We start from the raw sequence: 23,802 nt of genomic DNA on the forward strand, positions 1-23,802 counted from the left end.
GATTCACAATCCGCAATTTTCGATTTACTCCTACTGGACACCTATAGGATGCACCTTATACGTATTTATAAAAAAATAAAACAAGCTATTTGTGTACGTGTTTACTTTTTCACCCCTTTTGCTTTCCTGCTATATGATTGGTATAGTATGTAGTCGTTTCAAAAATTCATGATCCATAGGGGGAAACATGCGAAAAATATCAAATGTATTTTATATAACAATTGGCCTGATCATCTTGGCGGTCGGCTACGGAGTGACTGCGGCGGAAAGTTTTGAAGCCGTCACAACTTCCATAAAATCCTTCGTTTCATCTTCATTCGGATGGTATTACATGCTACTGCTATCATTTCTTCTTGTGCTTAGCCTATTCTTCATCTTTAGTCCATTTGGAAAAGTGCGTTTAGGCCAAGACACGGACCGTCCATCGTTTACGACAATCACCTGGATTGCAATGCTATTCTCCGCAGGTATGGGTATCGGTTTAGTCTTTTACGGGGCAGCTGAACCATTATCCCATTACGCCATTAATCCAGCGACGGCCGAACCAAATTCAGACGCAGCCTTCAAAGAAGCGATGCGCTACACATTCTTCCATTGGGGATTGCATGTATGGGCGATGTACGGAATTGTCGGTCTTGCACTTGCCTATTTCCAATTCCGCAAAGGAGAACCGGGGTTAATTTCAGCAACATTGAAGCCGATTTTCGGTAAAAAAATGGAGGGACCATGGGGTGTCCTCGTCGATGTTCTTGCCGTATTTGCAACAGCTTTTGGCGTTGCCACTTCTCTCGGCTTCGGTGCTGTTCAAATTAACGCAGGGCTGGATTATCTTTTCGGCTTTACTATCGGATTCTCTTCACAACTGATTATAATTGCAGTCGTCACAGTACTCTTTGTCATGTCGGCTTGGTCGGGGCTTGGCAAAGGGATTAAGTACTTGTCGAATACAAATCTGGTTCTTGCCCTTGCCATATTAGGCTTCGTCCTCATCGTTGGACCGACTTTACTTATTTTCAATGTGTTCACTGATTCAATTGGAGGCTATCTTGCCAACCTCGTTTCGATGAGTTTCCGTACGGCACCGTTGAACGATGCTCATCGCGAATGGCTAGAAGATTGGACTATCTTCTATTGGGCTTGGTGGATTTCTTGGGCACCGTTCGTCAGCATGTTCATCGCGCGTGTATCGAAAGGAAGAACAATCCGAGAATTCATGGTTGTAGTCATGTTGGCGCCAACCATTTTGAGCGCTTTCTGGTTCTCAGCTTTCGGAACAACCGCCATCAATATGCAGCGTGAAGGGATTGCAGACTTAGCGAAAGCAGATACCGAATTAACGATTTTTGAAATGTTCCATTCGATGCCATGGTCATTCTTCATATCAGTCGTCGCGGTTCTTCTAATTGCTTCGTTCTTCATCACGTCCGCAGACTCAGCAACGTTTGTATTAGGCATGCAGTCCACGTATGGTTCTTTGACCCCGCCGAATAACGTGAAGATCATTTGGGGTGTTATCCAATCTGCCATTGCGGTCATTTTGCTCTCTGTAAATGGATTGACAGCATTGCAGAACACCATCATCATTGCCGCCTTGCCGTTCTCATTTATTATGCTGCTGATGATCGTTTCCTTGATCAAAGCATTGCAAAGTGAACGGCCAAAAAGTGAGCGGCCAAGGAAAAAGAAAGTAAATGACATTGTGTAATAAATACAAAAAGTGGAGGGTGGAATCTAAGATTCCTCCTCCACTTTTTAGTTTAGTACTAGGACCGATTCATGTTGACGAATGATATGCAACAAGTCTGCAATCATTGCACTTCCTGTTGGATACATGCCGGCACCAGGACCTACCAAAGTTAATGGTCCTAGATATTCGGTATCTACGATGATTGCGTTGTCGACACCGTCTATACTGAATAGCGGATGATCAGCCCCGATTAAAACTGGCCCTACCGTTGCTTGCAGCTTCCCTTTTTCGTCCTTCCAAATATCAGCTACATGACGATAGCGAAGATCACCTTTGGATGCATCGATAATATCGATTGACTCCAAATGATCAATTCCGATAACTGGTACGTCCTCCCAATCGGGCTGTCTGCCGAAAGCGAGCGAGCTTAAAATCATCAGCTTGCGGAACGCGTCCGTACCATCCACGTCATCCGCAGGATCCGCTTCCGCGTACCCGTTTTTCTGGGCATGCAAGAGAGCTGCTTGGAACGAAGAACCTTCTTTACGCATTTTCGTCAAAATGAAATTTGACGTCCCGTTTAAAATACCTTGAATCCGTTTAATGCGGTCGCCTGCAACAAGATTTGTCACTGTCCGAATAATCGGGACGCCTCCAGCTGTTGTCGCTTCGAATCCGACTTGCACATTGCGGAACCCTGCATGTTTCAGTAAAGCAGGTCCGTGTTTGGCGAACATCTTTTTATTCGCAGTAATAATGTGGCAGCCCTTCTCAATCGCTTCCGACAAAAACGTATAGGCAGGCTCTTCCCCGACAATTGCTTCGAAGACAACATCGATTTCTGGATTACTCCATATTTCCTGAATGTCGTCTGTGAATTTTGCTCCTTGAATCGGCTTGCGTCTTTTCGCCTTGTCTTTCACAAGGATGGATACGACATCAACTGTGAAACCAGTGCTCTCTTTAATCTCCTCCCGCTTCTCCTGCAGGATTCTATACACACCTTCACCGACCGTACCAAAACCGAGTATGGCCACTTTAATTGACGGCATTATACCACCCTCCTTAACTTTGGTTTATTATTGTAACAATCAATGACGCTCTATTATCGAACTCCGACAGGCGCAGCTTTTTCGATTGCTTGCTTGAGGTCTGCAATCGTATCTTCCGTAGACTCAAGTCCGACAGATAGACGGATCAGTTCCTCCGGCGTTCCTGTCTTTTTCAAATCTTCAGCAGACAATTGCTGATGTGTCGTCGAAGCTGGGTGGATGATTAGAGATTTTGCATCCCCTACATTCGCTACGTGTGACCATAACGTAATATTGTCGATTACTCTGCGACCGGCTTCACGGCCGCCTTTAATTCCAAAGACGATGATCGAACCGAAGCCATTTTTCAAGTATTTCTTAGCATTTTCGTACGTCGGATGATCTTCCAAACCGGCGTATGTCACCCACTCGACGGATGGATGAGATTTCAGGAACTCAGCCACTTTAACTGCATTTTCATTATGGCGTGTTACGCGCAAATGAAGTGTCTCAAGTCCTTGCAGGAAGTTGAATGCACTGTCTGGATCTAGGCAAGGTCCGAAATCGCGCAGTAATTGGACACGTAGCTTCGTCGCAAATGCAGCCGCCGCAGTGTCAATGCCGTAGCGGAGTCCGTTGTATGTTTGATCCGGCTCAGTGAAGCCCGGGAACTTGCCTCGCGTCCAGTCGAATTTCCCCGCGTCTACAACGACACCGCCGATTGTCGTTCCGTGACCGCCGATCCATTTCGTCGCGGAATGAATGACAACGTCCGCCCCGAACTCGATTGGATTCGATCCGTATGGAGATGCAAATGTGTTATCGATGATGAATGGGATTTCATTCTCATGCGCAATGTTTGCGACCGCTTCGATATCGAGCACTTGAAGGCTCGGGTTCCCGATCGTTTCAGCGAAGACCGCTTTTGTTTTGTCCGTTATCGCAGCACGGAAGTTTTCAGGATCTTCTGCATCGACGAATTTCACATTGATGCCGTAGCGAGGAAGCGTGACGGCGAATAGATTATACGTACCACCGTATAGGTTGCCCGCAGCTACGATTTCGTCCCCTGCTCCAGCAATGTTCAAAATGGAAAAGGCGATAGCCGCCATACCGGAAGAAAGAGCGACAGCTGCTGTTCCTCCTTCCAAAAGTGCAACTCTTTCTTCAAAGACAGCAACGGTCGGATTCGTGATTCTTGTGTAAATATTGCCTGCTTCTTGCAAGCCGAATAAGTTTTGGGCATGTTCAGTGTCGCGGAAAACGAAAGCAGTAGTACGGTGGATCGGCACAGCACGAGAACCTGTAATAGGATCCGGCTTTTGGCCACCGTGTAAAAGAAGAGTTTCAGGTTGAAGTTTTGTCATTTGTATTACCTCCAGTGGATTTTTGTAAGATGAAAAGGCAATGCGGAGGCGTTGGGGGTTTTTGGAATAAAAAAAATAACCCCTTTCGCTAAGAGAAGGGTTACGCTTTCGCTTATTCCTCCTCTTATCTTTCAGACCGTTTGCACGAATCTGTAGGAAGTAGCACCTTTGCAAGTTCGTCACTTGCCGGTTGCCGGGCATCGCAGGGCCTAGTCCCTCCGCCGCTCTTGATAAGAGTTTGGGTATTCAGTTTTTCATCTTGTTGAACAGTATAGGAGACTCTTTTCGAAAAGTCAAGGGGTGAATTTATTTTTTTCTGAAACTTGCGCTTTGTCTCTGATGTTATAATAATTTTAGTAGTCAGGCCACCGGATGGGTTTGTGTGGATGGATATTTTGAGCGCGGATTCGGATTCTTGAGCGCAAATGCGGACTCTTTGAGCGCATGCGTGGATTCTTGAGCGCGGATGCGGACTCTTTGAGCGCATGCGTGGATTCTTGAGCGCGGATGCGGACTCTTTGAGCGCATGTGAGGATTCTTGAGCGCAGGTGCAGACTCTTTGAGCGCATGCGTGGATTCTTGAGCGCGAAGAAGGCTTCTTTGGACGCGATTCATCCTACCTTGGACGTTGGTTCATATCAATATACTAATTTTGGGGGATTCTTATGACGTTATGGATTTTAGCTACCCTAGTTTGTGGATATTTGGTCGGTTGCCTGCATGGCTCGACAGTTGCACGCTGGATTTCTGGGGTTAATTTGAAAGAGACCGGTGTGAAAAATGCTGGGGCTTCGAATGCGATGATTGTTCTCGGAAAACGGTATGGCGCACTCGTTGCATTGATTGATATCGGAAAAGGGATTTTTGCGGTCATCGCAATTCGATTACTTGCCGATCATTTTGGTCTTTCCGCGGAACAAATCACATTGCTATTATTTATTACCGGTGCATCAGTTATTTTCGGCCATAACTTCCCTTTCCATATGAAATTCAACGGCGGGAAAGGCACTGCAACTGTAATCGGCGTACTATTTGCGATTGATTGGCGGTTTGGGCTCGCCGGGTTTATCCTGTTCATTCTTGTGGCACTCATAACGGATGTACTTGTTTTCGGAGTCATCATGCTTTATATCACTCTTTTAACAATGTCAATTATAGTAGGTAACATGTGGGCGATCCTCGTCGCTGTTTTGCTTTTCTTAATGGCGATCTGGAAGCATATTGAAAACTTCAAACGGATCCGTGAAGGTACAGAGACGCGAATACGCGCATCATTCAAGAAAAAATAGAATTTGGAATGAATGAGCACGTAATTCTATTCAGAAGGATAACATAGTGAAATAAAAGGTATTTTAAGAGGCGAATCCTATTAGGAATTCGTCTTTTTGGTCTATCGTCTTATTTTTATACTTATCAGAATAACATGTTAATATATATGTAATCATGTTCCAGCGACAAAAGGAGGCCATTATGAAGAAAGTTATTTTAGGATTATTACTGACAACAATGTTAGTAGGATGTTCAGAAGAAACAAAAGCTGTTGAAGAGAAATGGGATGTTAGTCCAACTTTTGAAATTCCGGTTACTTTCGGTGATGACACTAAAGGCACGTATATCTTAATCGGAGAGGAAGAGAAATTAGGTTTTTTAATTGGTTCAGGAAAAGTTGGAGAAGCCGAAGCCCAACCAATTATTGCAGAAAAGGGTAATAAATATATGTGGCATTTTTGGGGGGAGAAAGAAGAATTCAGTGGGAAATTAAAAGTTATCGGTATTAACGAAAAAGGAGAAGAACACAAAATCCTTATTAGAGATGCAGGTACGTCTCATAGTGAAAAGGTTTGGGAATATCCGGAAGTTGGAATAAGCCCTAACAATGGAGCTACTACACACGTTCCATCAAATATGGAGTTTCCAACACCGGGTCTATGGAAGTTAGAAGTTTATATTGGCGATAAATTATTCGGAGAAGTTGTTGTAAACGTATTGGAAGTCTAACTCATCTAAATTGCAACAACCTCACGGAGAGATTTCCTCTATCTCTTTGTGAGGTTGTTATGTGAGTAAAACACTGCCCATGAAGCTAAAATCCTCATACCATCAAAAATCCAACCAAATCTTCACAGCCGTCCCTAAAATCAATACCGCTAATATGCCCTGCAATACTTTCGTATTCATCTTCTGTCCCGCTTTTGCCCCTAGTGGAGCGGCGAGGATGCTCGCTACAATCATAACGGCGGCTGGTCCGTAAAGAACTTGATCGGTCACGATCTTCCCTACCGTCGAGCCAATCGATGAGATGAATGTGATGGCGAGTGACGTTGCAATTGTCATGCGTGTCGGGATTTTTAAGACGACGAGCATGATCGGAACTAGAATAAAAGCACCGGCAGCTCCGACGATGCCGGCAGCAATCCCAACAACGAAAGCAAGTACAGCTGCAAGCCATTTATTGAAAACGACTTTATCGGCAGGGATATCATCCAAACCTTTTTTCGGAATGAACATCATGATGGCCGCAATCGTCGCCAAAATGCCATACACAAGATTGATGATTCCTTCCGATATCAAATTGGAACCATACCCTCCGATAAAGCTTCCGACTAAAATCGCGCTTCCCATATAAATGATCAATGTCTTGTTGAGATATCCGCCTTTCCGGTACGCCCACACTCCGGATATCGTCGCGAAGAACACTTGGATTGCACTGATTCCTGACACTTCGTGTGCAGAGAATGCGGCAATTCCGAGCAATGGCGGAATGTATAATAACATCGGATATTTGATGATTGATCCACCAATTCCGACCATGCCGGAAATGAAGGACCCTATAAATCCAATGAGAAAAATTGTAACAATAAATGCCATATCCATAAAATCACTCTCCCTAATTAGGAAAAGGGTATCTGTTTAGATACCCCCACCCTTTATTCAGCTTTCTTAATCCAGAACATGAAGACGCCTGCTTCTTCTTTTTGGTCAATCATTTTATGGCCGCTTGATTTTGCCCATGCTGTCAAATCAGCAACCGAGCCTTTGTCAGTCGCTTGAATTTCTATAATTTCTCCTACTTCCATTTCTTTCATTGTCTTCCTTGCACGTACTACCGGCATTGGGCATGCCAACCCTTTTGCGTCTAATACTTTTTTTACGTCCATTTTGTCATCTTCTCCTTATAATTAATTTGTCACCGTACCGCGCAACGGTTCGGTCCAATTTCCATTTCACGCTGTGTTTCTTCATCAGGAGCAATTTTGCCCATGTTCGTTTGTCGAATTTCTTGGTATGCGTTCGGTTGAGGCGGCAAGTTTCCTGTCACTAATTGACGGAATTCCTGTTCATCCTCAATATTCAAACCGTGGTTATCCGCAAAAAGCTTCCCTAACTTCTTGGACACACTTCCGTCGTCATTCAATTCTTCGATAATCATGAAATGCGCTGGAAGAACAAGAAGATCCTCCGCCAACTCGCGGTAGCGGCTATACAAAGTTTCCCGCAGATCGCCGACCCAATCTTCCGCCAACCCTGCAAGGTCTGGCCTCCCGATTGAATCGATAAATAATATATCTCCTGACAATAAATAAGCTTCATCGACAATAAACGAAGTGGAGCCGATTGTATGGCCCGGTGAATATAGTGCTTGGATATCGATTTTCGATTTCCCGACTTTTATGACTTGGCCATCTTCTAACGGTTCGTATGCAAACATAACTTCTGTCGCGTCTTTAGGCGGCAGCCAGTATGTTCCATTCACGGCTTCGGCAAGCTTACGTCCGCCAGAAATATGATCGGCGTGTAAATGTGTGTCGAGCACATGCGTAATCTTCACGTCTAATTGTTTTGCGAAATCTAGGAAGACATTCGTCATTCTTGTCGCATCTACAATGACAGCTTCACCGTTCGACACAATCATGTAAGAAAGGCATCCTTTTCCGATGCGCACGAATTGATAGATCGCGCCGCCGTCCTTCAAGTCTCCCACCTTCACCGGTTCCAAATATTCGCTCCACGCCTTCATGCCGCCTTGTAAGTAGGAAACATCACGTCCCTCTTCAGCAAGCATTTCCGCGACGAAAACTGAAGAGCCTTCCTTCGCACAGACGACGATGACGTCTTGATCGTTCGGGATTTGATGTAGACTCTCTTCCACACCGTCCAATAGATTGAAATACGGGATATTCAAATGTTGAATATTTTCCCCTTCAATTTTCCAATCGGCGAATGCATCTTCATTACGGACGTCCAAAATAAAGAAGTTCTCTTTATTGATCACCTTTTTTGCAACCTCTGCAGCCGTCATCGGTGTAACTGACATACTATCTCCTCCTATCTAGGTAAGTGCGTTATTGAACAGATTTTTCAATGGGACCTTTCCATCCACTCATGCCGGGTACAACATTTTTTACGTTCTTGAATCCTGCTGCAGCAAGTTTTTGTGCAGCCATGTCGCTTCGATTGCCTGATCGGCAAACAATGCAGATAGAAGCTTCTTTATCTAATTCGTTAAAAGATTTTTCTAGATCACCAAGCGGAAGCGATTGGGCGCCTGGAATATGGCCGAAAGCAAATTCCGCAGTTTCACGGACATCCAATAAAACAATCTCCTTTCGGTTCGAAAGTGCAGTTTCCAATTCTTCATTAGAAATAACATGAGGATAACTCATTTCCTCTTTTTCCTGTCCTTCAGTTTTTCGTAAATAATGGGTAAGCACTCCATCTTTTTCAGTTGTACCTAAGAATTGATGTCCTGAACTTTCCGACCAAGCTTTGAGGTCGGCGGTAGAACCTTTATCGGTTGCCTGGACCTCAAGAACACTCCCGAGTTCCAATTCTTTCATCGCTTTTCTCGTCTTGACGATTGGCATAGGGCATGCCAATCCTTTTGCATCGATTATGTGATCCGCTTTTATCATTTTCCGTCACTCCTAATACCGATGGGGGTATATTTTTCTGCATAAAAAAATTACTCAGTAGGACCTTCCCAAGCCAACATACCGCCAGTCATATTTACTACTCGGTATCCGTAGCTTTCCAAGAACTTCGTTGCCTGCCCGCTGCGTCCGCCGGAGCGACAAACCATAATATATTCCTTTGCTTTATCTAGTTCATTCATGCGGAACTCCAACAATCCTAGAGGGATATTGATCGCACCAGGAATTTCACCTTCAGCTACTTCGTCGACTTCACGAACATCAATAATATTCAGCGTTTGCCCAGCGGATAATTTTGTTTCGATTTCTATTGCTGTCAATTCATTCATATTGTTTCCTCCTATTTAGATAAATAAATTTACATTGCCATCTTGTGCATCAGCTAAATAAGCAGCTACCCCTGCATAGTTAATCCCATCTAGCAATTCATCTTGATGAAGACCTAACAAATCCATTGTCATCGTACAAGCGACAAGTTTAATATCCTGTTCTTGCGCCAGTTCAATCAATTGGGGAAGCGTCATCGCATTATGTTTTTCAATGACGTGCTTAATCATTTTTGGTCCCATTCCAGCCATATTCATTTTCGAGATGCCCATTTTATTAGCACCACGAGGCATCATTTTCCCGAACATCTTTTCAAGGAACCCTTTCTTCACAGGAACCTGTTCTTCTTTACGGAGTGCATTCAATCCCCAAAACGTATGGAAGATTGTCACTTCATGATCGTAAGCCGCAGCTCCATTTGCAATAATATAAGCAGCCATTGCTTTGTCGTAGTCTCCACTGAACAAAACAATGGTCGTCTTTTTCGTTTCTGACAACACAATCATCCTTTCTTTCTAAATTACCATTACCCGTAGGGGTATAATAAACCTTTAAAAGAAAAGAGTCAACTGTTTAGCGACTCTTTACGAGAAGATCAACCGCCTCTTTCACAATATCCTCTTGGGACATCGAATTGCTTTCATCAATATTCTGCATACATGCAATGATATTTGAGCTGACAATGACGCCGATTGTACGGTCAATCGCAGAACGGGAAGCAGACAATTGTGTAACGACTTCTTTGCAGTCTTTTCCTTCTTCGATCATCCGCAAAATCCCTTTAATCTGGCCTTCGATTCTTTTTAATCGATTAATGACTTTATCATCGTATTCCAACTGCGTTCAGCTCCTTTCTCGTTGATTACAAGACTGATTGTATACCCCTGCAGGTATAATGTCAAGTGTTTATGATTTCTGGCGCAGGTTATGCTTGAGTTCAAACAGGTTATGGCGCGATTTCCCGGAGTTATGCTCATATCAGGATCGTCGACTCGCACACCGTAAAGTTGCTGCAAGCGATATACCCAAGCAAATCATGCTTTCTGCAAAGTGCGACAATTTATGATACAATAATAATAGACAACTTAATAGAGATCGTTTTCAACTAGTTGTTTTCCATCACGATTCGATTGCTTTGGGCATGCCCAAGCATTTTTTTATTAAGAATAATGATGAGAATGAACAGTAGGAGTGATCAGATTGGCTTTTCCACGCAGTGAAAAACCTGTTTCAGATTTTGTCGCAGCTCGTCATATCGATGAGGAAATTTCGTTCGTTCGCAATGATTATGAGGTGAATGGAACGATACAAAAAATTCTTGAGAACTCAGTCATCGTTAAGATTTCGGAGGAAGATGCAGACCGAATCGGTGTCGCATCCAATCTCACCGTTGTTTCCCACAAGAACTACTCCGTAGTCTAATCTATACGTAAAAGACGGGCATCTCTACCAGGGAGTGCCCTTTTTCTTTTGGAATTTCTTTAGAAATGACGACTTTTATGTAAGTCTTTCAACTATTACATTCTTTAATTATCCGCATTGCAATGCCCGATAACTCCCCATGTTCAGTAAAACGTTCGCTGAGCATATCCGTCAGTATATGGTCGAGGAAGTATTTTACGCAGTTCATATTTTGAAACAACAATATTGTTCTTAATGCTTCTTCGTATATCTCTATAAACAATGGTTCTGGATTACCTTTTTGAATTTCACCAAAAGCTTCATAAAGTAAATCAATTTTATCAGCTACAGATAAAATGCGACCCTCCAATGTTTCATCTTTACCTTCCTTAAATCGCTCTAAGTAAATATTTTGAAACTCAGATGGAAGTTCCTTTTCTACAAACTTTCTTGTCATTTCTTCCTCTACTTCACTGAACAGTTGCTTTAACTCCTTTGAAGCATATTTTACCGGTGTCTTTATATCTCCAGTAAAAAGTTCCGCGTAGTCATGGTTCAATGCCTTTTCATATAGGATTCTCCAATCAACTTTCTGCCCAGCCTTTTCTTCAACCGTTCCAAGAAATTGAGCAATTTTTGTCACCTTAAATGAATGGCTGGCAACGGAATGATGCTGATATTTGAACTTGCCTGGACAACGAATAATTTGTTCTAAATCAGATAAGCTTTTAAAATATTGATGTACACCCATCCTAATCTCACCTTTCTACAGTAGGCATTATCAATACTTTCCCTTATTTCATCTAATTTATGCATGTAAGGAATTCACATCAAATAAGGCGCCTATTCCTATTCCGGAAAAGACGCCCATAATTTTATAGAATAAAATACACCAAAACAGACAAGCAGACTGATGTGATAGTCACCGCTATCAATGGCCTCATCGCGCGTTCACGCAGATCCTTCAAGCTGACATTTAAGCCTAGACCGACCATGGCAGCAGTTAATAGCCATGTTGTCACTGTACTAATTCCTGTCATCACTTCATCAGACACAGGTATTGAATGACCTAAAACATAACTTCCAAATACGCTTAACAGAATGAACCCAATAAGGAACCATGGGAACTCGATTTTGTTCTGCCCTTCTTCTTCGCCTTTGCTTTTGCGCTTCATAAAATAAATGAAAATGAAGCATAACGGGACTAATAAGAATACCCTTCCGAGTTTCGCTAGCAATGCAATGGCAAGCGCATCTTCTCCCGCAGGAGCCGCGGCGATTGCGACATGCGCCAATTCATGGAGGCTCATGCCCGACCAGATGCCATACTCAGTTGGGAGCAATGGTACAATCGGTCGCAATACTGTATAGCCAATTGCAAACACGGTCCCAAGCATGGCGATGATACCGACCCCGATTGCGGTATCTTCATCCTTCGCCTTGATGATCGGCGCAACCGTTGCGATGGCCGCAGCTCCGCATACCCCCGTCCCTACTCCAAGCAGTAAGGAAATATCTTTATCCGCCTTCAGCCACTTGGCAAGAAGGACCATAAGCCCGATGGCAAATGCAATGACGAGCACATCACGTGCCAGCAAGCCGAGTCCGTCGCGGAAAACGACATCTATATTTAATTTCAATCCGTATAAAATGATCGCTAGCCTTAGCAACTTTTTCGATGAAAATGTAATGCCAGCGCGAAGCATTTCCGGGTATCCGAATAATTGCCGGTATGCGACAGCAATTATGATTGCGCTTGCCAATTGTCCGATATGGTTAAATCCGGGTACTTTCGCTAATAAAAAACCTAATAATGCAATAAAAAATGTGAAAGCGATTCCCGCAAACCATTTGCTGTTCTTTTGATTCATCTATACCACCTCCTATGTAAGCGTAATATGCAGAACTTCATAAGTAAAATAAATTATAATAATGTTTATGATAAGTAAAATGATATGATTAATTGCAAGGAGTGATGAAGATGGACCAGCAACTTCAAGTATTTGTAACGGTAGCGGAAAAAGAAAGCTTTTCACGCGCCGCCGAAGAGCATCATATGACCCAGCCGGCAGTAAGCCAATATATCCGGCAGTTCGAGGAACAAATCGGGACAAGACTGCTAGAGCGTACGAATAAGTACGTCCGGCTGAACAAAGCAGGGGAAATCGTCTATCACCACGCAAAGGAAATCCTTGCTCTGTATTCGAAAATGCAAAATCTTGTCGATGATCTAGCGAATAAGGCAAGCGGTCCTTTGTCGATCGGCGCGAGTTATACGTTCGGCGAATACGTGCTGCCACGCATTATTGCCAATTTGAAGCAGACTTATCCCGATATCCAACCGACAGTGACAATCGGCAATACAGCAACTGTCGCTGATTTAGTCGCAAGCCATCAACTCGATATCGGCATCGTTGAAGGAAAATTCAATACTGCAAGACTCATCGTAGAGGATTTTGCTGAGGACGCTATGGTAATCGTCTGTGCAGTTGACCACCCGCTTTCAACAAAAGGAAAATCTCTCGAAATGACGGACTTGGAGCAAGAAACTTGGATTGTCCGTGAGCATGGATCCGGCACACGGGAAGCGATGGATAATTTATTTGAGCAGCAAGGGATTTCACCGAGTAAACTAATGAATTTCAGCAGCACTCAACCAATCAAAGAATCTGTAGAGGCAGGCCTCGGTATAAGTCTGCTTTCTCATTGGTCGATTAAGAAAGAATTGAAAAACGGCGATTTACGAATGCTGGATGTCAAAGGGCTCCCCTACCGCCGCAAATTTTCCATTGTGACAAGCACCCCTTTCCAAACAAAGGCGCTTGAAGTTTTCATTGATATCTTGCGGACCAAAAAATTATTAACGACGCTTTAACAGAAGGATTTCCACGTCCCCCTATCGAAGTGAAAAGGAGGAGAGGAGCTGTATAAGCAGTGAGGAATATCGTATTGACAGCTATTATCATAATGGGCGCCCTTTATATATTTTTAATTCCACCCGATCCGGTCGGTTTCAAGATTTTCATGAAGCTAATTCCTATGGCACTCATTATCATATTCGCTGCGATGACGCCGTCACTTATTTCACATACCTATAAAAGAATCATTATTGCGGGGTTATTCATTTGCATGATTGCAGATGGGGTTATCTACTGGTTCATGGCAGGTCTAATTACATTTTTCATTGGACATCTTTTTTACATCTTTGCTTTCAATTCTGCAAGCCGCAAACATATACCGAAATGGGCGGCAAGTTTGCTGTTGCTATACGGTGTGGGCATGGCCATCTGGATTGCCGGCTCACAATTTGCTAATGGCGAATCAATTCTTGGGGTGGCTATCCTCGCTTATATCGCAGTCATTTTGACGATGGGCTGGATGGCGATTCGTACCCAGTTGAAGCTTGCTATTTCCGGAGCGCTGCTATTTATATTTTCCGATTCGGTGCTGGCGATCGACCGATTTGTCGTAGATATTCCCTACAGGGACGCATTTGTCATGGTGACGTACTATGCAGCGCAAGTCTTCATTGCAGCAAGCATCGGCAGTCGGGTCGTCAAGTATTCCGTGAATCGAAACAATCTGATAAGATAAGGGAAATAACGCTTTACACTAACTGGAGGTCATTGGAATGAAAGAAAAATTGATTGAACGTCTAACACGTTATGCAAAAATCGATACACAATCAGACGAGAATAGCACATCCACTCCATCTACAGCGGGCCAGTGGGATTTGCTGCATGTGCTTGAAAAAGAGCTTGCTGAAATCGGCATGGAAGAAATCACTCTAGACGAAAACGGCTATCTATTTGCCACACTTCCTGCTAATACGGATAAGGATATCCCGACAATCGGCTTTTTGGCGCACGTCGACACTGCGCCCGATTATACGGGTAAAAACGTCAATCCTCAGCGAGTCGACAATTATGACGGCAATGACATCCAGTTGAATGAAAAGACAATAATGTCCGTCTCCACATTCCCCGAGTTGAAAAATTATGTTGGCCATACTCTCATCACAACGGATGGCACGACGTTGTTAGGCGCTGACAATAAAGCCGGAATTGCAGAAATCATGACGGCGATGGAATTTTTAATACAACATCCTGAAATTAAACATGGCAAACTGCGTGTCGCCTTCACGCCTGATGAAGAGATCGGCTCCGGACCACATAAATTTGATGTGAAGACATTCGGTGCGAAATATGCGTATACAATGGACGGCGGACCTCTTGGCGAACTGCAATATGAAACCTTCAATGCAGCAGGAGCAAAAGTGACATTCCACGGTACGAACGTGCATCCAGGCTCTGCGAAGGACAAAATGGTGAACTCGATCCTGATTGCAAACCAATTCCAAGCGGCAATGCCTGCGGATGAAATCCCGCAAGTGACGGATGGATATGAAGGATTTGTTCATCTGGCGGATATGACAGGTTCAGTCGAGAAGACAGAGTTGCATTATATTATCCGCTATTTCGACCGCGAGACGTTTGAAGCACGTAAACAGCTGTTTGTCGACACGGCGGCACAATTGAAAAAAGAGCACGGCGAGAATGCTGTAGAGCTTGAACTGAATGATCAATATTACAATATGGGTGACAAGATTGAGCCTGTCATGGAAATCGTAGATATTATTTCGGATGCATTCAAAACACTCGACATCAAGCCGGATATCGTGCCAGTGCGCGGCGGTACGGACGGGGCGCAACTATCCTACATGGGCATGCCGACGCCGAATATTTTTACGGGCGGCGAGAATTACCACGGTAAATATGAATACATCTCCGTCGACAATATGGAAAAGGCGACGAATGTCATCATCGAGGCTGTAAAGCTCTTCGAAGAACGCGCATAAGGGGGCCTCACTGTGAAAGCTATTTGGATAGGTATACTGTCATCTTTGTTTTTCGCGGTGACGTTTGTATTGAATCGGTCGATGGAAATTTCGGGAGGCAGCTGGTTATGGAGCGCCTCCCTCCGTTATTTCTTCATGGTTCCGTTTTTGATTGCCATCGTCGCTTATCGTAAAGGGCTTCGGGATACAGGCAAGGCTATGGCCTCGAAGCCACTTCCCTTTTTTGGTTGGAGCGTCGTTGCTTTCGTCCTTTTTTATGCACCCCTCACGTTTTCCGCGGCATATAGCCCAGGTTGGCTCCTTGCGGGGACATGGCAATTGACGATTGTTGCCGGCGTTCTGTTGGCGCCGTTATTCGTCATTATTGTGAAGACTAAAGAAGGGGAAAAGAAGATTCGGCAGAGAATCCCCTTAGTTTCGTTGCTCATTACTTTAATCATTTTTGCTGGTGTCATTTTAATTCAAATTCCGAACGCCAACAGTGTCGATACACGCACTTTATGGCTAGGTATCCTTCCCGTTGTCGTGGCGGCGTTCGCCTACCCGTTAGGCAACCGAAAGATGATGGATTTATTGCAAGGAAGGCTTGATACCTTTCAGAGAGTGCTGGCGATGACGTTGATGACCATTCCGGTTTGGATCGGTTTTGCTGTTTATGCGATGTTCACTGTCGGACCGCCTTCCATGAACCAAGTCATTCAGTCGTTGATAGTTGCGGTTAGCTCAGGCGTTATCGCAACGACGCTGTTCTTCATGGCGACCGACCTAGTCCAACATGACCAAGGCAAGCTCGCTGCTGTGGAAGCGACGCAATCGACCGAGCTCATTTTCGCGATGATCGGTGAAATGATCATTTTACATATTGCGCTGCCCGGTACACTTTCTTTGATTGGGATATTGGTGATTATTATTGGGATGGGATTGCATAGCTATCAGACGTCAGTTGCGAAGAGTAAAATACCTGTCGTTTAGAGATTAAAAAACGCTCAAATTAGAGCGTTTTTTCGTCTGTAAAAATATTTGAAGTACAACGAAACAATTAACAAGTTGACTAACACCGAATCTATAACTCGGACAACGATAATACCGTACAATTCAATAGTGACTGGATCAATGGAATACCATAAACTGAAAAATAATAATGACAATAAAGTAATACAGCCCCAATATAAAGCTTTTTGCACAGGTTTTATCCCCCTACCCTTATTACCATTATACTTCGCCGTTCGATAGCACATATATAGAACAATGGCACATATGCCGACGAACGTGCTTCCGTGTTGCAGGAATTTGTAAACAGGGATATTCCTATCGAAAACTTGAAGGGTATATGTAAGCACCGCTAATTTATTCACCATAAAACCATTTATGTGCGTAAACGAATCCCAGACTATATGAGTCAGCATGCCAAAAAGAGCTGAGTAGAGAAAAACTACAGCCTTTAACGCTTTAGAAGAACTTGGCTTTTCAGTACAGGTGTCTTGTAGGAAAAATGGCAAATGACTAAACAAAGTTCTATGTATGTATGCTTGATAAATTATATAAACAACCGCGACAACTGGAAGATTAAAAGTTACAAATCCTATAAATGTGTGACCAATCTCACCAGATGGTTTTCCTCTGAGAAAGTACTCAAAGTCAGGCGACATACTTCCTAAAACCAATGCTAAGAAATTAACATACTTGCTGTTTCTCGAAAAAGGCAAGACTGCTGCCGGGTGAGCGAACGTTAAGGGCATATAATGAACTCCCCCAAATGCTTAATTAGTATTATTGACTGCAAAACTCAATAATGGTTTTTTCCAATTCTATATATTCTCCACTACTAATCATACGCCTCACAACACAAAAAGGTTTCCAAGTTTACAGACTCTTGGAAACCCGACGCCATCGCCAGTTATTATTTTTTTCTTTTGATAGCGGAATTACCTATCTTTGACTCATTCATACTCCCCAATAATCTCCACAGCTTCCTCTGCTAATGAAGTATCGACGGCTTTATCAAAATCAATATCACCTAATATCGCTCCGTTTGCTTTATACGTTTCATATTGCTTCTTAATATCATCCACGAACATCTTTCCGTCCGGATCGAGGCCGGTGACATTCACTTTATCCCATAGCTCAGGATCTTTCAACGCCGTATGCTTCACCATGATGTCGACGATTTCTTCCTTGCCTTCTCCTTTAAAGAACGCGTCGTTGTAATCCCGGACACCCTTCAAATATGCTGCCATGAAGCGCAATGAAATTTCTTCCTCACCCATGAATTTTGGCGAAGCGAGAACCATCGCAATCTGTGATTCAGGCGCATAGTCGGTTGCATCTTTGAAGCGGACATGGAAGCCTTTTGCTACCCCTTGTGCAATAAGCGGTTCGATATTCAGCGCAGCATCAATTGTCCCGGAGTCAATCGCGCCAAGCATCGAACCGAAATCCGCGATATGGACATACTCTACGTCTTCCTCAGTTAATCCTGCATGTTTCAACATTTCCTCGTAAATATATCCATCAATCGAGTTTCTGGAAGACACGGCAATCTTCTTCCCGCGGAAATCAGGATAATCTTTAATTTCATCTACCATATGGTTGCCGATGACGAAGGTGAAATACGATTTGCCCGGCATATTATGTCCTTTATCCGCAATGATTCGAACGTCGATGCCTTGTGCAATGGCGTTAAAAAATGATGCGGTCGAGACGCCGCCCGCAATATCGACTTCACCGGCTGCAAGTGCAGGCAGCATGTCATCGCTATTCGCAAAATCAGCAAATTCCACTTCAATATTGTAATCCTCAAAATATCCTTTTTCCTTTGCGATATAGAATCCTGCCCCAGAAGCTGCACCGTCTTCGGCAATCAACACCTTCACCCGCTTATCAAGTGGCGCCAAATCCCCGGACGGCGTCTCAACGACTGTATCACCAGGTGGTGTTTCCACTTTTGTTTCTGGAGCGGGCTCTTGTTTGGCGCATGCTCCGACAAGTAAGAGCACGGCAGCCAAAATCATCATCCAACCATACTTGAACCCTTTCACCTTTTCTCCCCATTTCATCTATTCTCTTTCCTTGACCGTTGCACTTCATCTTGCAAATGCTTCCAAATATCGACAAACTGCTCCGCAAGCTTTGGATCTTTCCGGATATCTTCCATCGTCCTCGGTCGCGGTGTGTCGATTCTAATTTGCTGAATGATTTTCCCGGGCTGCGCACTCATAAGCAAAATCCGATCACTCAGCAACAATGCTTCGTCAATGCTATGTGTTATGAAAATCACTGTCTTTTTCGTTTCCGACCATATGGAGAGCAATTCTTCCTGGAGGATGAATTTATTTTGTTCATCCAACGCGGCGAACGGTTCATCCATAAGGAGGATTTCAGGGTCATTCGCGAATGCACGGGCAATGCTCACCCGCTGTTTCATCCCCCCTGATAATTCTTTCGGGTAGAGATGTGCAAACCGGTCAAGCCCCGTCTTTTGTAAGTAATACTCCGTCCTCTCCTCAATGACGTCCTTCGGCAATTTTCGCATTTTCAGCCCAAAGGAAACATTATCCTTCACAGTTAGCCAAGGGATGACTCCACGTTCTTGGAATACCATCGATTGGAGAGGGCGTCCTTCCTGCTCCGACCGGATTTCGAATTCACCGACGCTAGGCTGTTCAAGCCCCGCCAATATACGCAATAAGGTCGTCTTACCGCAACCGCTCGGTCCGACAATGCAGACAAATTCCCCTTCTCCAATCGAGAGGGAAATGTCGTCGAGAGCTGTTACACTCGATTGTTTTTTATAAAATGCTTTCGTCAAATTCCTGATTTCAATTTTCGCCTTCTTCCTCACCCAATCACCTCCAAGGTAACAACTTTTTCTGAAGACCGCGAAGCATCAAGGAGAAGAGATAGCCAAAAAATGAAATGAGGATGAGTCCGACGTACATTTCCTGCAACAGAAATGCCTTATACGACGTCCAGATCAAATACCCGATTCCTGAAGTCGCTCCCATCATTTCTGCGGCAACGATCGTAAGCAAAGCGATCGCCTGCCCCATCTGGATCCCTTCCAGCATGACCGGCAACGCGCCAGGCAATGCGATCTTGAAGAAGAACTGCATCTTACCGGCACCATAGTTATTTGCAACGTCCAAATAAATTCGATCGATATTCAAGACACCAGCCGCCGTATTAATGACAACAGGGAAAAACACGCTTCCCGCAATCGTGACAACTTTCGACAAGTCACCAATTCCAAATAGGATGATGATGATCGGCAACAATGCAAGCGTTGGAATTGGCATAAGCGCCATGACGATCGGCTGAACGAAATGCCGGATCGGCGAATACAGCCCCATCAGCAAACCGATGATTACGCCCGGTATGACGCCCGCAAGGAATCCTGCAAAGATCCGATATAAGGAAACCCCAATATGATCCACCATTACCCCATTCGCGATCATTTTGACAAATGTGCCTAAGATGGCTGATGGCGGCGGGAAAAACCGGATATCCATTATCCCTGTCCTCGACATCACTTCCCACAACAGCAAAAGGAAGATTGGCGAAGCGATCGTCAATAGCTGCTTATATCGTTCCTTCGATTGTCTTTGCTTCCATTCCCGCTGCTCAATCTCATACGGATCGCGTCCAATAGTCGCCTTCTCTTTTTTCAACGTTCACCACCTCTTCATAACAATAGTATGTGTATGCCTATAGGTTTGGTTGGGCAGATGAGGAGGATTTTAGCGAATGAACTAAGATCGGCGCATGTTAGCGCGAGTATATAAACACAACAAAAAAAGCATCCCACCGCCATTTCTGACAGCTAGATGCTTTCTTGCTTTATTCAATTAACCGCGCCAAGCGCTCATTCCGCCTCTGACGTTACTAACATTCGTGAAGCCTGATTTTTTCAGCATATTTGCAGCTTGTGAACTGCGCATGCCGCTTTGACAAATGACGACCACTTCTTTATCCTTATCGAGTTTATCCAACTTGGACTTCAACAAGTTTAAAGGTATATTCTTAAATTCATGAATATGACGTCCTTTATATTCTGCCGGTGTTCGGACATCGATAAATTGCTTTGATTTGTCTTTCAAAACATCTTTCAATTGTTCAGTCGATATTGTTTTGACGCCTTTTGACGGCATCATGCGCCATGTGAAAAACGCGACAATTGCTATGATGATGATCCATTCCATGGATGCTCTCCCCTTCAGTTTGTGGATTGTGCAGCAGAGTAGGCATTATACCCACCCTCCATATGTTTTACTGTTTCAAAGCCGCGCGCTTTCAAAATACTGGAAGCGATTGCTGATCGCGCCCCACTTTGGCAATGAACGAGCAATTTCTTGTTTGCCAGAATGTCGACTTCACGCAATTTGCCGAGGAATAAATGCTCCGCTTCGTTCAAATGACCATTATTCCATTCGCTATCATTACGCACATCGATGACAAACGCATCTTCATCTCCCATTTCTTTAATGAAAGTTGAAACGGGCAACGTTTCATATGTCACGAGGTCCTCGCCCTCGAGCAGAGCTGGATCGGCGAATGCGATGATCGTATCGAGCCCGATGGATTGTAATGTTTTTTGCACTTCTTCCTGTTCACCATTCTCCGCGATGACGACAATTTTTTCATCGTATTTCACCAACCAACCAGCCCAGTTGGTAAATGATTTATTGAACGGAATATTGATAGCCCCTTTGAGGAGGCCTTTTTCCGCAACAACTTTGGCAGGCCGCGTATCCAAGACAAAAACTTGTGCTTCTGCTGTAAGTTTTACAAGTTCCTCGCTCGTTTTAAGAATCCTCACTTTTTCATCATTCAAAATTGCCGGGCCTTCCTTATTTAACTTCTTCATTTCCGCGAAATAAACCGGTGCCTCCGGTTGTTCTTTCAAAAGTTCTTCGACAAATTTTTCTTCATCGTTTATTTGCAGCGCCCAGTTAGATTGCTTTTCGTAGCCGACCGTTGAAATCGGAACCGCTCCAAGTGATTTCCCGCAAGCCGAACCTGCACCGTGTCCTGGCCAAACGACAAGATGATCGGGCAGATTTATAAAGCGCTGAATGGATCGGTACATATCCCTCGCGCCGCTGTCAGCAGTTCCTCCGATGCCAGCCGCTTTTTCAAGCAAGTCCGGTCGACCGACATCACCGACGAAAACGAAGTCCCCAGTAAAGATACCCATTGGAACAGTCGCACCGCCACCCCTGTCTGTCAATAAGAAGGATATGCTTTCAGGCGTATGTCCCGGTGTATGCCACACTTCAAAATCGATATTTCCAATTGAGAACTTTGTGCCTTCCTTTACGAGTTCAACATCGATTCCATCAGTAAATCGATATTTCCAATTTTCATCGCCTTCGTCCGATAAATATAGCTTCACTCCATGCTGAACAGCCAACTGCCGTGCGCCGGAGACATAGTCGGCATGGATATGTGTATCTGCCGCCGCAGTAACACGCAGACCTTCTTTTTCAGCCGCTTCCAATATATGATCGAAATGGCGGGGGGCATCGATAATGATGGATTCACCCGTCCGTTGACATCCAATTAAATAAGCATTTTGCGCTAACTTTTCATCTGTAAATGATTTGAAATACATTTATACCCCTCCATGTATTTTTGATATGAATCCAATATACCACCGGGGGTATACGGAATGCAACAATTTTGTTTATCACTGCTTAGAAGAGGTTTATCACCACTTAAATAAAGATTATCACCACCCATGCAGCTTTTATCATCATTGAGAAAGATTTTATCACCACTTAACCAATAATCGCCGATTAACGACAATTCAACCAGAATTCCCCCCCTATGGGCACGAAACAAAAAAGAGAAGCCATATTCAGCTCCTCCCCTACTTAATTAATCCAAATTCCTTCGCTTCTTGCATTAATTCTTCCCTAAACTTCGGATGTGCGATGCTAATCAATGCTTCTGCCCGCTCAGACAACGACTTCCCATGCAATCTGGCAATCCCGTATTCCGTTACCACATTGTCCACATAGTTTTTCGATGTTGTTACTACAGAGCCTGGTGACAAATTCAGCTTGATTCTCGAAATCATGTCGTTTTTTGCTGTCGAATGCATACACACATACCCTTTGCCGTATTTCGACAAGCGAACCCCTCTTGCAAAATCTGCCTGACCGCCACTAGATGAATAATAACGGCCAGCGACGGTTTCGGAAGCACATTGACCATATAAATCGACTTCTGTCGTCGCATTAATCGACACCATATGATCTTCTTTTGCAATTTCGTATGCATCATTGACAACACTTACCGGCAAGAACTCTACCGAAGGGTTATTGTTCAGGAAGTCATATAAACGTTGAGAGCCGAAAGCAAATGTCGCAATGATTTTCCCTTTATGAGACAACTTTTTCATTCCATCCACTGCGCCTGTCTCAACGAGATCAACAATGCCGTCCGTCAGCATTTCCGTATGGATGCCTAAATGCTTCCGGTCCTTTAGCATTTTCATGACGGCATTCGGAATCGCCCCAATGCCGATTTGCAGCGTATCTCCATCTTGGATATCCTTAGTAATATACTCAGCTATCTTCTGATCCTTCTCCGTTATTATCGGCGAAATCCCTTCAGTCAATGGCACATCATTTTCAATAAAACCGGCAATTTGACTAATATGAATTTGATTTGCCCCAAAAGTGCGCGGCATATGCTTATTCACTTCTAAGACAAAAGGAGCTTCCCCGATAAATTCTGCTGCATAATCCGCATTTGTGCCAAGCGAAAAATAGCCATGCTCGTCCATCGGCGAAGCGGCTGCCATCACCATTGGCTTCTTCGCCGTTTTCTGCAGCAATCTATACATTTCCTGAAACACATTTGGGATTAACTCGACATGCCCTTCCCAATAAGCTTTCCTCGTCGCCCCGCTTAGGAAGTAAGAAATATGTGAAAGGTGACCTTTCATTTTTCCGTTTATATAATCTCGTTCACGTAGTGCTAACATTTGATGCACTTTGACATTATGCAATTTCTCATAATACGCCTCAAGCAAATCCAACAAACGATGCGGCTCGCCATTTGAAAGAGGAATAATGATATCTGCATCCTTTTCAATCAATCCAATAAATTCAGTCGGATCTAAACGCTTTGTCATATGTCACACTTCCCTGTTGATGTATTGACATCAGTATAGTATAGACGAAGAGTCTGCTCA

The 23,802-nt window shown here is 44.0% G+C and carries 26 protein-coding genes and 1 riboswitch; of the genes, 8 read left to right on the top strand and 18 right to left on the bottom strand.

What is annotated here, in order from left to right; genetic code table 11:
• Positions 1–187: 187 nt before the first annotated feature.
• Positions 188–1,705 carry a BCCT family transporter gene (locus tag ACR65H_RS02575; RefSeq protein ID WP_440498495.1) on the top strand — a complete coding sequence of 506 codons (1,518 nt, stop codon included), beginning with the start codon at positions 188–190 and terminating at the stop codon, positions 1,703–1,705.
• A gap of 47 nt (positions 1,706–1,752) precedes the next feature.
• Here the strand turns inward: ACR65H_RS02575 and ACR65H_RS02580 are convergent, their stop codons facing one another.
• Entirely contained in the window at positions 1,753–2,739 is a 987-nt protein-coding gene (locus ACR65H_RS02580) for a homoserine dehydrogenase (protein ID WP_440498496.1), read from the bottom strand.
• A 53-nt stretch (positions 2,740–2,792) separates the two neighbouring features.
• Positions 2,793–4,085 carry an O-acetylhomoserine aminocarboxypropyltransferase/cysteine synthase family protein gene (locus ACR65H_RS02585; protein ID WP_440498497.1) on the bottom strand — a complete coding sequence of 431 codons (1,293 nt, stop codon included), beginning with the start codon at positions 4,083–4,085 and terminating at the stop codon, positions 2,793–2,795.
• Positions 4,086–4,206: 121 nt separating this feature from the next.
• Positions 4,207–4,322, bottom strand: a riboswitch (SAM riboswitch).
• 428 nt (positions 4,323–4,750) lie between these two features.
• On the opposite strand from ACR65H_RS02585, the gene ACR65H_RS02590 reads away from it, so the two are divergent.
• Both ACR65H_RS02590 and ACR65H_RS02595 read left to right on the top strand, forming a co-directional pair.
• Positions 4,751–5,374, top strand: coding sequence for a glycerol-3-phosphate acyltransferase (locus ACR65H_RS02590; RefSeq protein ID WP_440498498.1), 624 nt, complete (start codon positions 4,751–4,753; stop codon positions 5,372–5,374).
• A gap of 181 nt (positions 5,375–5,555) precedes the next feature.
• Positions 5,556–6,083 carry a DUF4871 domain-containing protein gene (locus ACR65H_RS02595; protein WP_440498499.1) on the top strand — a complete coding sequence of 176 codons (528 nt, stop codon included), beginning with the start codon at positions 5,556–5,558 and terminating at the stop codon, positions 6,081–6,083.
• 102 nt (positions 6,084–6,185) lie between these two features.
• On the opposite strand, the gene ACR65H_RS02600 is transcribed toward ACR65H_RS02595, so the two are convergent.
• The 7 genes from ACR65H_RS02600 to ACR65H_RS02630 all read right to left on the bottom strand — a co-directional run bounded on the left by ACR65H_RS02600 (position 6,186) and on the right by ACR65H_RS02630 (position 10,180).
• Complete coding sequence (locus ACR65H_RS02600) at positions 6,186–6,959, bottom strand: sulfite exporter TauE/SafE family protein (protein WP_440498500.1); 774 nt, start codon at positions 6,957–6,959, stop codon at positions 6,186–6,188.
• Positions 6,960–7,012: 53 nt separating this feature from the next.
• Positions 7,013–7,243, bottom strand: coding sequence for a sulfurtransferase TusA family protein (locus ACR65H_RS02605; RefSeq protein WP_440498501.1), 231 nt, complete (start codon positions 7,241–7,243; stop codon positions 7,013–7,015).
• Between the two features lie 29 nt (positions 7,244–7,272).
• On the bottom strand, positions 7,273–8,400 hold the full coding sequence (locus ACR65H_RS02610; protein ID WP_440498502.1) for an MBL fold metallo-hydrolase: 1,128 nt from the start codon (positions 8,398–8,400) through the stop codon (positions 7,273–7,275).
• Between the two features lie 28 nt (positions 8,401–8,428).
• On the bottom strand, positions 8,429–8,998 hold the full coding sequence (locus ACR65H_RS02615) for a sulfurtransferase TusA family protein (RefSeq protein ID WP_440498503.1): 570 nt from the start codon (positions 8,996–8,998) through the stop codon (positions 8,429–8,431).
• A gap of 50 nt (positions 8,999–9,048) precedes the next feature.
• Positions 9,049–9,345, bottom strand: coding sequence for a rhodanese-like domain-containing protein (locus ACR65H_RS02620; RefSeq protein WP_440498504.1), 297 nt, complete (start codon positions 9,343–9,345; stop codon positions 9,049–9,051).
• Positions 9,346–9,360: 15 nt separating this feature from the next.
• Positions 9,361–9,840 carry a DsrE/DsrF/DrsH-like family protein gene (locus ACR65H_RS02625; RefSeq protein ID WP_440498505.1) on the bottom strand — a complete coding sequence of 160 codons (480 nt, stop codon included), beginning with the start codon at positions 9,838–9,840 and terminating at the stop codon, positions 9,361–9,363.
• Positions 9,841–9,916: 76 nt separating this feature from the next.
• The gene (locus tag ACR65H_RS02630) at positions 9,917–10,180 is read right to left on the bottom strand and encodes a metal-sensitive transcriptional regulator (RefSeq protein WP_440498506.1); all 264 of its coding nucleotides are present in this window, start codon (positions 10,178–10,180) and stop codon (positions 9,917–9,919) included.
• A gap of 354 nt (positions 10,181–10,534) precedes the next feature.
• On the opposite strand from ACR65H_RS02630, the gene ACR65H_RS02635 reads away from it, so the two are divergent.
• Positions 10,535–10,765 carry a DUF2187 family protein gene (locus ACR65H_RS02635; protein ID WP_440498507.1) on the top strand — a complete coding sequence of 77 codons (231 nt, stop codon included), beginning with the start codon at positions 10,535–10,537 and terminating at the stop codon, positions 10,763–10,765.
• A gap of 88 nt (positions 10,766–10,853) precedes the next feature.
• Here ACR65H_RS02635 and ACR65H_RS02640 read toward each other — a convergent pair whose 3' ends face one another.
• Both ACR65H_RS02640 and ACR65H_RS02645 read right to left on the bottom strand, forming a co-directional pair.
• Positions 10,854–11,495, bottom strand: a complete 642-nt coding sequence (locus ACR65H_RS02640) for an HD domain-containing protein (RefSeq protein WP_440498508.1) — start codon at positions 11,493–11,495, stop codon at positions 10,854–10,856.
• Between the two features lie 124 nt (positions 11,496–11,619).
• Entirely contained in the window at positions 11,620–12,615 is a 996-nt protein-coding gene (locus ACR65H_RS02645; protein WP_440498509.1) for a YeiH family protein, read from the bottom strand.
• Positions 12,616–12,725: 110 nt separating this feature from the next.
• On the opposite strand from ACR65H_RS02645, the gene ACR65H_RS02650 reads away from it, so the two are divergent.
• The 4 genes from ACR65H_RS02650 to ACR65H_RS02665 are packed head-to-tail and all read left to right on the top strand — an operon-like array spanning position 12,726 to position 16,574.
• Positions 12,726–13,619: a LysR family transcriptional regulator gene (locus tag ACR65H_RS02650; RefSeq protein ID WP_440498510.1), complete on the top strand. Its 894-nt coding sequence runs from the start codon at positions 12,726–12,728 to the stop codon at positions 13,617–13,619.
• Between the two features lie 59 nt (positions 13,620–13,678).
• Positions 13,679–14,338 carry a lysoplasmalogenase gene (locus tag ACR65H_RS02655; RefSeq protein WP_440498511.1) on the top strand — a complete coding sequence of 220 codons (660 nt, stop codon included), beginning with the start codon at positions 13,679–13,681 and terminating at the stop codon, positions 14,336–14,338.
• A gap of 37 nt (positions 14,339–14,375) precedes the next feature.
• Entirely contained in the window at positions 14,376–15,602 is a 1,227-nt protein-coding gene (gene pepT, locus ACR65H_RS02660) for a peptidase T (RefSeq protein WP_440498512.1), read from the top strand.
• Positions 15,603–15,614: 12 nt separating this feature from the next.
• On the top strand, positions 15,615–16,574 hold the full coding sequence (locus tag ACR65H_RS02665; RefSeq protein ID WP_440498513.1) for a DMT family transporter: 960 nt from the start codon (positions 15,615–15,617) through the stop codon (positions 16,572–16,574).
• A 14-nt stretch (positions 16,575–16,588) separates the two neighbouring features.
• Here ACR65H_RS02665 and ACR65H_RS02670 read toward each other — a convergent pair whose 3' ends face one another.
• From ACR65H_RS02670 to ACR65H_RS02700, 7 genes are all read right to left on the bottom strand, one after another.
• Positions 16,589–17,341: a DUF4184 family protein gene (locus ACR65H_RS02670; protein ID WP_440498514.1), complete on the bottom strand. Its 753-nt coding sequence runs from the start codon at positions 17,339–17,341 to the stop codon at positions 16,589–16,591.
• A 201-nt stretch (positions 17,342–17,542) separates the two neighbouring features.
• Positions 17,543–18,616 carry an ABC transporter substrate-binding protein gene (locus ACR65H_RS02675; RefSeq protein ID WP_440498587.1) on the bottom strand — a complete coding sequence of 358 codons (1,074 nt, stop codon included), beginning with the start codon at positions 18,614–18,616 and terminating at the stop codon, positions 17,543–17,545.
• 38 nt (positions 18,617–18,654) lie between these two features.
• On the bottom strand, positions 18,655–19,443 hold the full coding sequence (locus tag ACR65H_RS02680; RefSeq protein WP_440498515.1) for an ABC transporter ATP-binding protein: 789 nt from the start codon (positions 19,441–19,443) through the stop codon (positions 18,655–18,657).
• Between the two features lie 4 nt (positions 19,444–19,447).
• Entirely contained in the window at positions 19,448–20,269 is an 822-nt protein-coding gene (locus ACR65H_RS02685) for an ABC transporter permease (RefSeq protein ID WP_440498516.1), read from the bottom strand.
• Between the two features lie 177 nt (positions 20,270–20,446).
• The gene (locus ACR65H_RS02690; protein WP_440498517.1) at positions 20,447–20,800 is read right to left on the bottom strand and encodes a rhodanese-like domain-containing protein; all 354 of its coding nucleotides are present in this window, start codon (positions 20,798–20,800) and stop codon (positions 20,447–20,449) included.
• 14 nt (positions 20,801–20,814) lie between these two features.
• On the bottom strand, positions 20,815–22,212 hold the full coding sequence (locus tag ACR65H_RS02695) for an MBL fold metallo-hydrolase (protein ID WP_440498518.1): 1,398 nt from the start codon (positions 22,210–22,212) through the stop codon (positions 20,815–20,817).
• Between the two features lie 258 nt (positions 22,213–22,470).
• Positions 22,471–23,742, bottom strand: a complete 1,272-nt coding sequence (locus tag ACR65H_RS02700) for an acetyl-CoA hydrolase/transferase family protein (protein ID WP_440498519.1) — start codon at positions 23,740–23,742, stop codon at positions 22,471–22,473.
• Between the last annotated feature and the right edge of the window lie 60 nt (positions 23,743–23,802).

The sequence above is a fragment of the Sporosarcina sp. SAFN-015 genome, assembly GCF_059415085.1.

Coding starts and splice junctions, on each gene's coding strand:
- ACR65H_RS02575 (WP_440498495.1), top strand. CDS start 188: ATGCGAAAAATATCAAATGTATTTTATATAACAATTGGCCTGATCATC.
- ACR65H_RS02580 (WP_440498496.1), bottom strand. CDS start 2,739: ATGCCGTCAATTAAAGTGGCCATACTCGGTTTTGGTACGGTCGGTGAA.
- ACR65H_RS02585 (WP_440498497.1), bottom strand. CDS start 4,085: ATGACAAAACTTCAACCTGAAACTCTTCTTTTACACGGTGGCCAAAAG.
- ACR65H_RS02590 (WP_440498498.1), top strand. CDS start 4,751: ATGACGTTATGGATTTTAGCTACCCTAGTTTGTGGATATTTGGTCGGT.
- ACR65H_RS02595 (WP_440498499.1), top strand. CDS start 5,556: ATGAAGAAAGTTATTTTAGGATTATTACTGACAACAATGTTAGTAGGA.
- ACR65H_RS02600 (WP_440498500.1), bottom strand. CDS start 6,959: ATGGATATGGCATTTATTGTTACAATTTTTCTCATTGGATTTATAGGG.
- ACR65H_RS02605 (WP_440498501.1), bottom strand. CDS start 7,243: ATGGACGTAAAAAAAGTATTAGACGCAAAAGGGTTGGCATGCCCAATG.
- ACR65H_RS02610 (WP_440498502.1), bottom strand. CDS start 8,400: ATGTCAGTTACACCGATGACGGCTGCAGAGGTTGCAAAAAAGGTGATC.
- ACR65H_RS02615 (WP_440498503.1), bottom strand. CDS start 8,998: ATGATAAAAGCGGATCACATAATCGATGCAAAAGGATTGGCATGCCCT.
- ACR65H_RS02620 (WP_440498504.1), bottom strand. CDS start 9,345: ATGAATGAATTGACAGCAATAGAAATCGAAACAAAATTATCCGCTGGG.
- ACR65H_RS02640 (WP_440498508.1), bottom strand. CDS start 11,495: ATGGGTGTACATCAATATTTTAAAAGCTTATCTGATTTAGAACAAATT.
- ACR65H_RS02645 (WP_440498509.1), bottom strand. CDS start 12,615: ATGAATCAAAAGAACAGCAAATGGTTTGCGGGAATCGCTTTCACATTT.
- ACR65H_RS02650 (WP_440498510.1), top strand. CDS start 12,726: ATGGACCAGCAACTTCAAGTATTTGTAACGGTAGCGGAAAAAGAAAGC.
- pepT (WP_440498512.1), top strand. CDS start 14,376: ATGAAAGAAAAATTGATTGAACGTCTAACACGTTATGCAAAAATCGAT.
- ACR65H_RS02670 (WP_440498514.1), bottom strand. CDS start 17,341: ATGCCCTTAACGTTCGCTCACCCGGCAGCAGTCTTGCCTTTTTCGAGA.
- ACR65H_RS02675 (WP_440498587.1), bottom strand. CDS start 18,616: ATGATGATTTTGGCTGCCGTGCTCTTACTTGTCGGAGCATGCGCCAAA.
- ACR65H_RS02690 (WP_440498517.1), bottom strand. CDS start 20,800: ATGGAATGGATCATCATCATAGCAATTGTCGCGTTTTTCACATGGCGC.
- ACR65H_RS02695 (WP_440498518.1), bottom strand. CDS start 22,212: ATGTATTTCAAATCATTTACAGATGAAAAGTTAGCGCAAAATGCTTAT.
- ACR65H_RS02700 (WP_440498519.1), bottom strand. CDS start 23,742: ATGACAAAGCGTTTAGATCCGACTGAATTTATTGGATTGATTGAAAAG.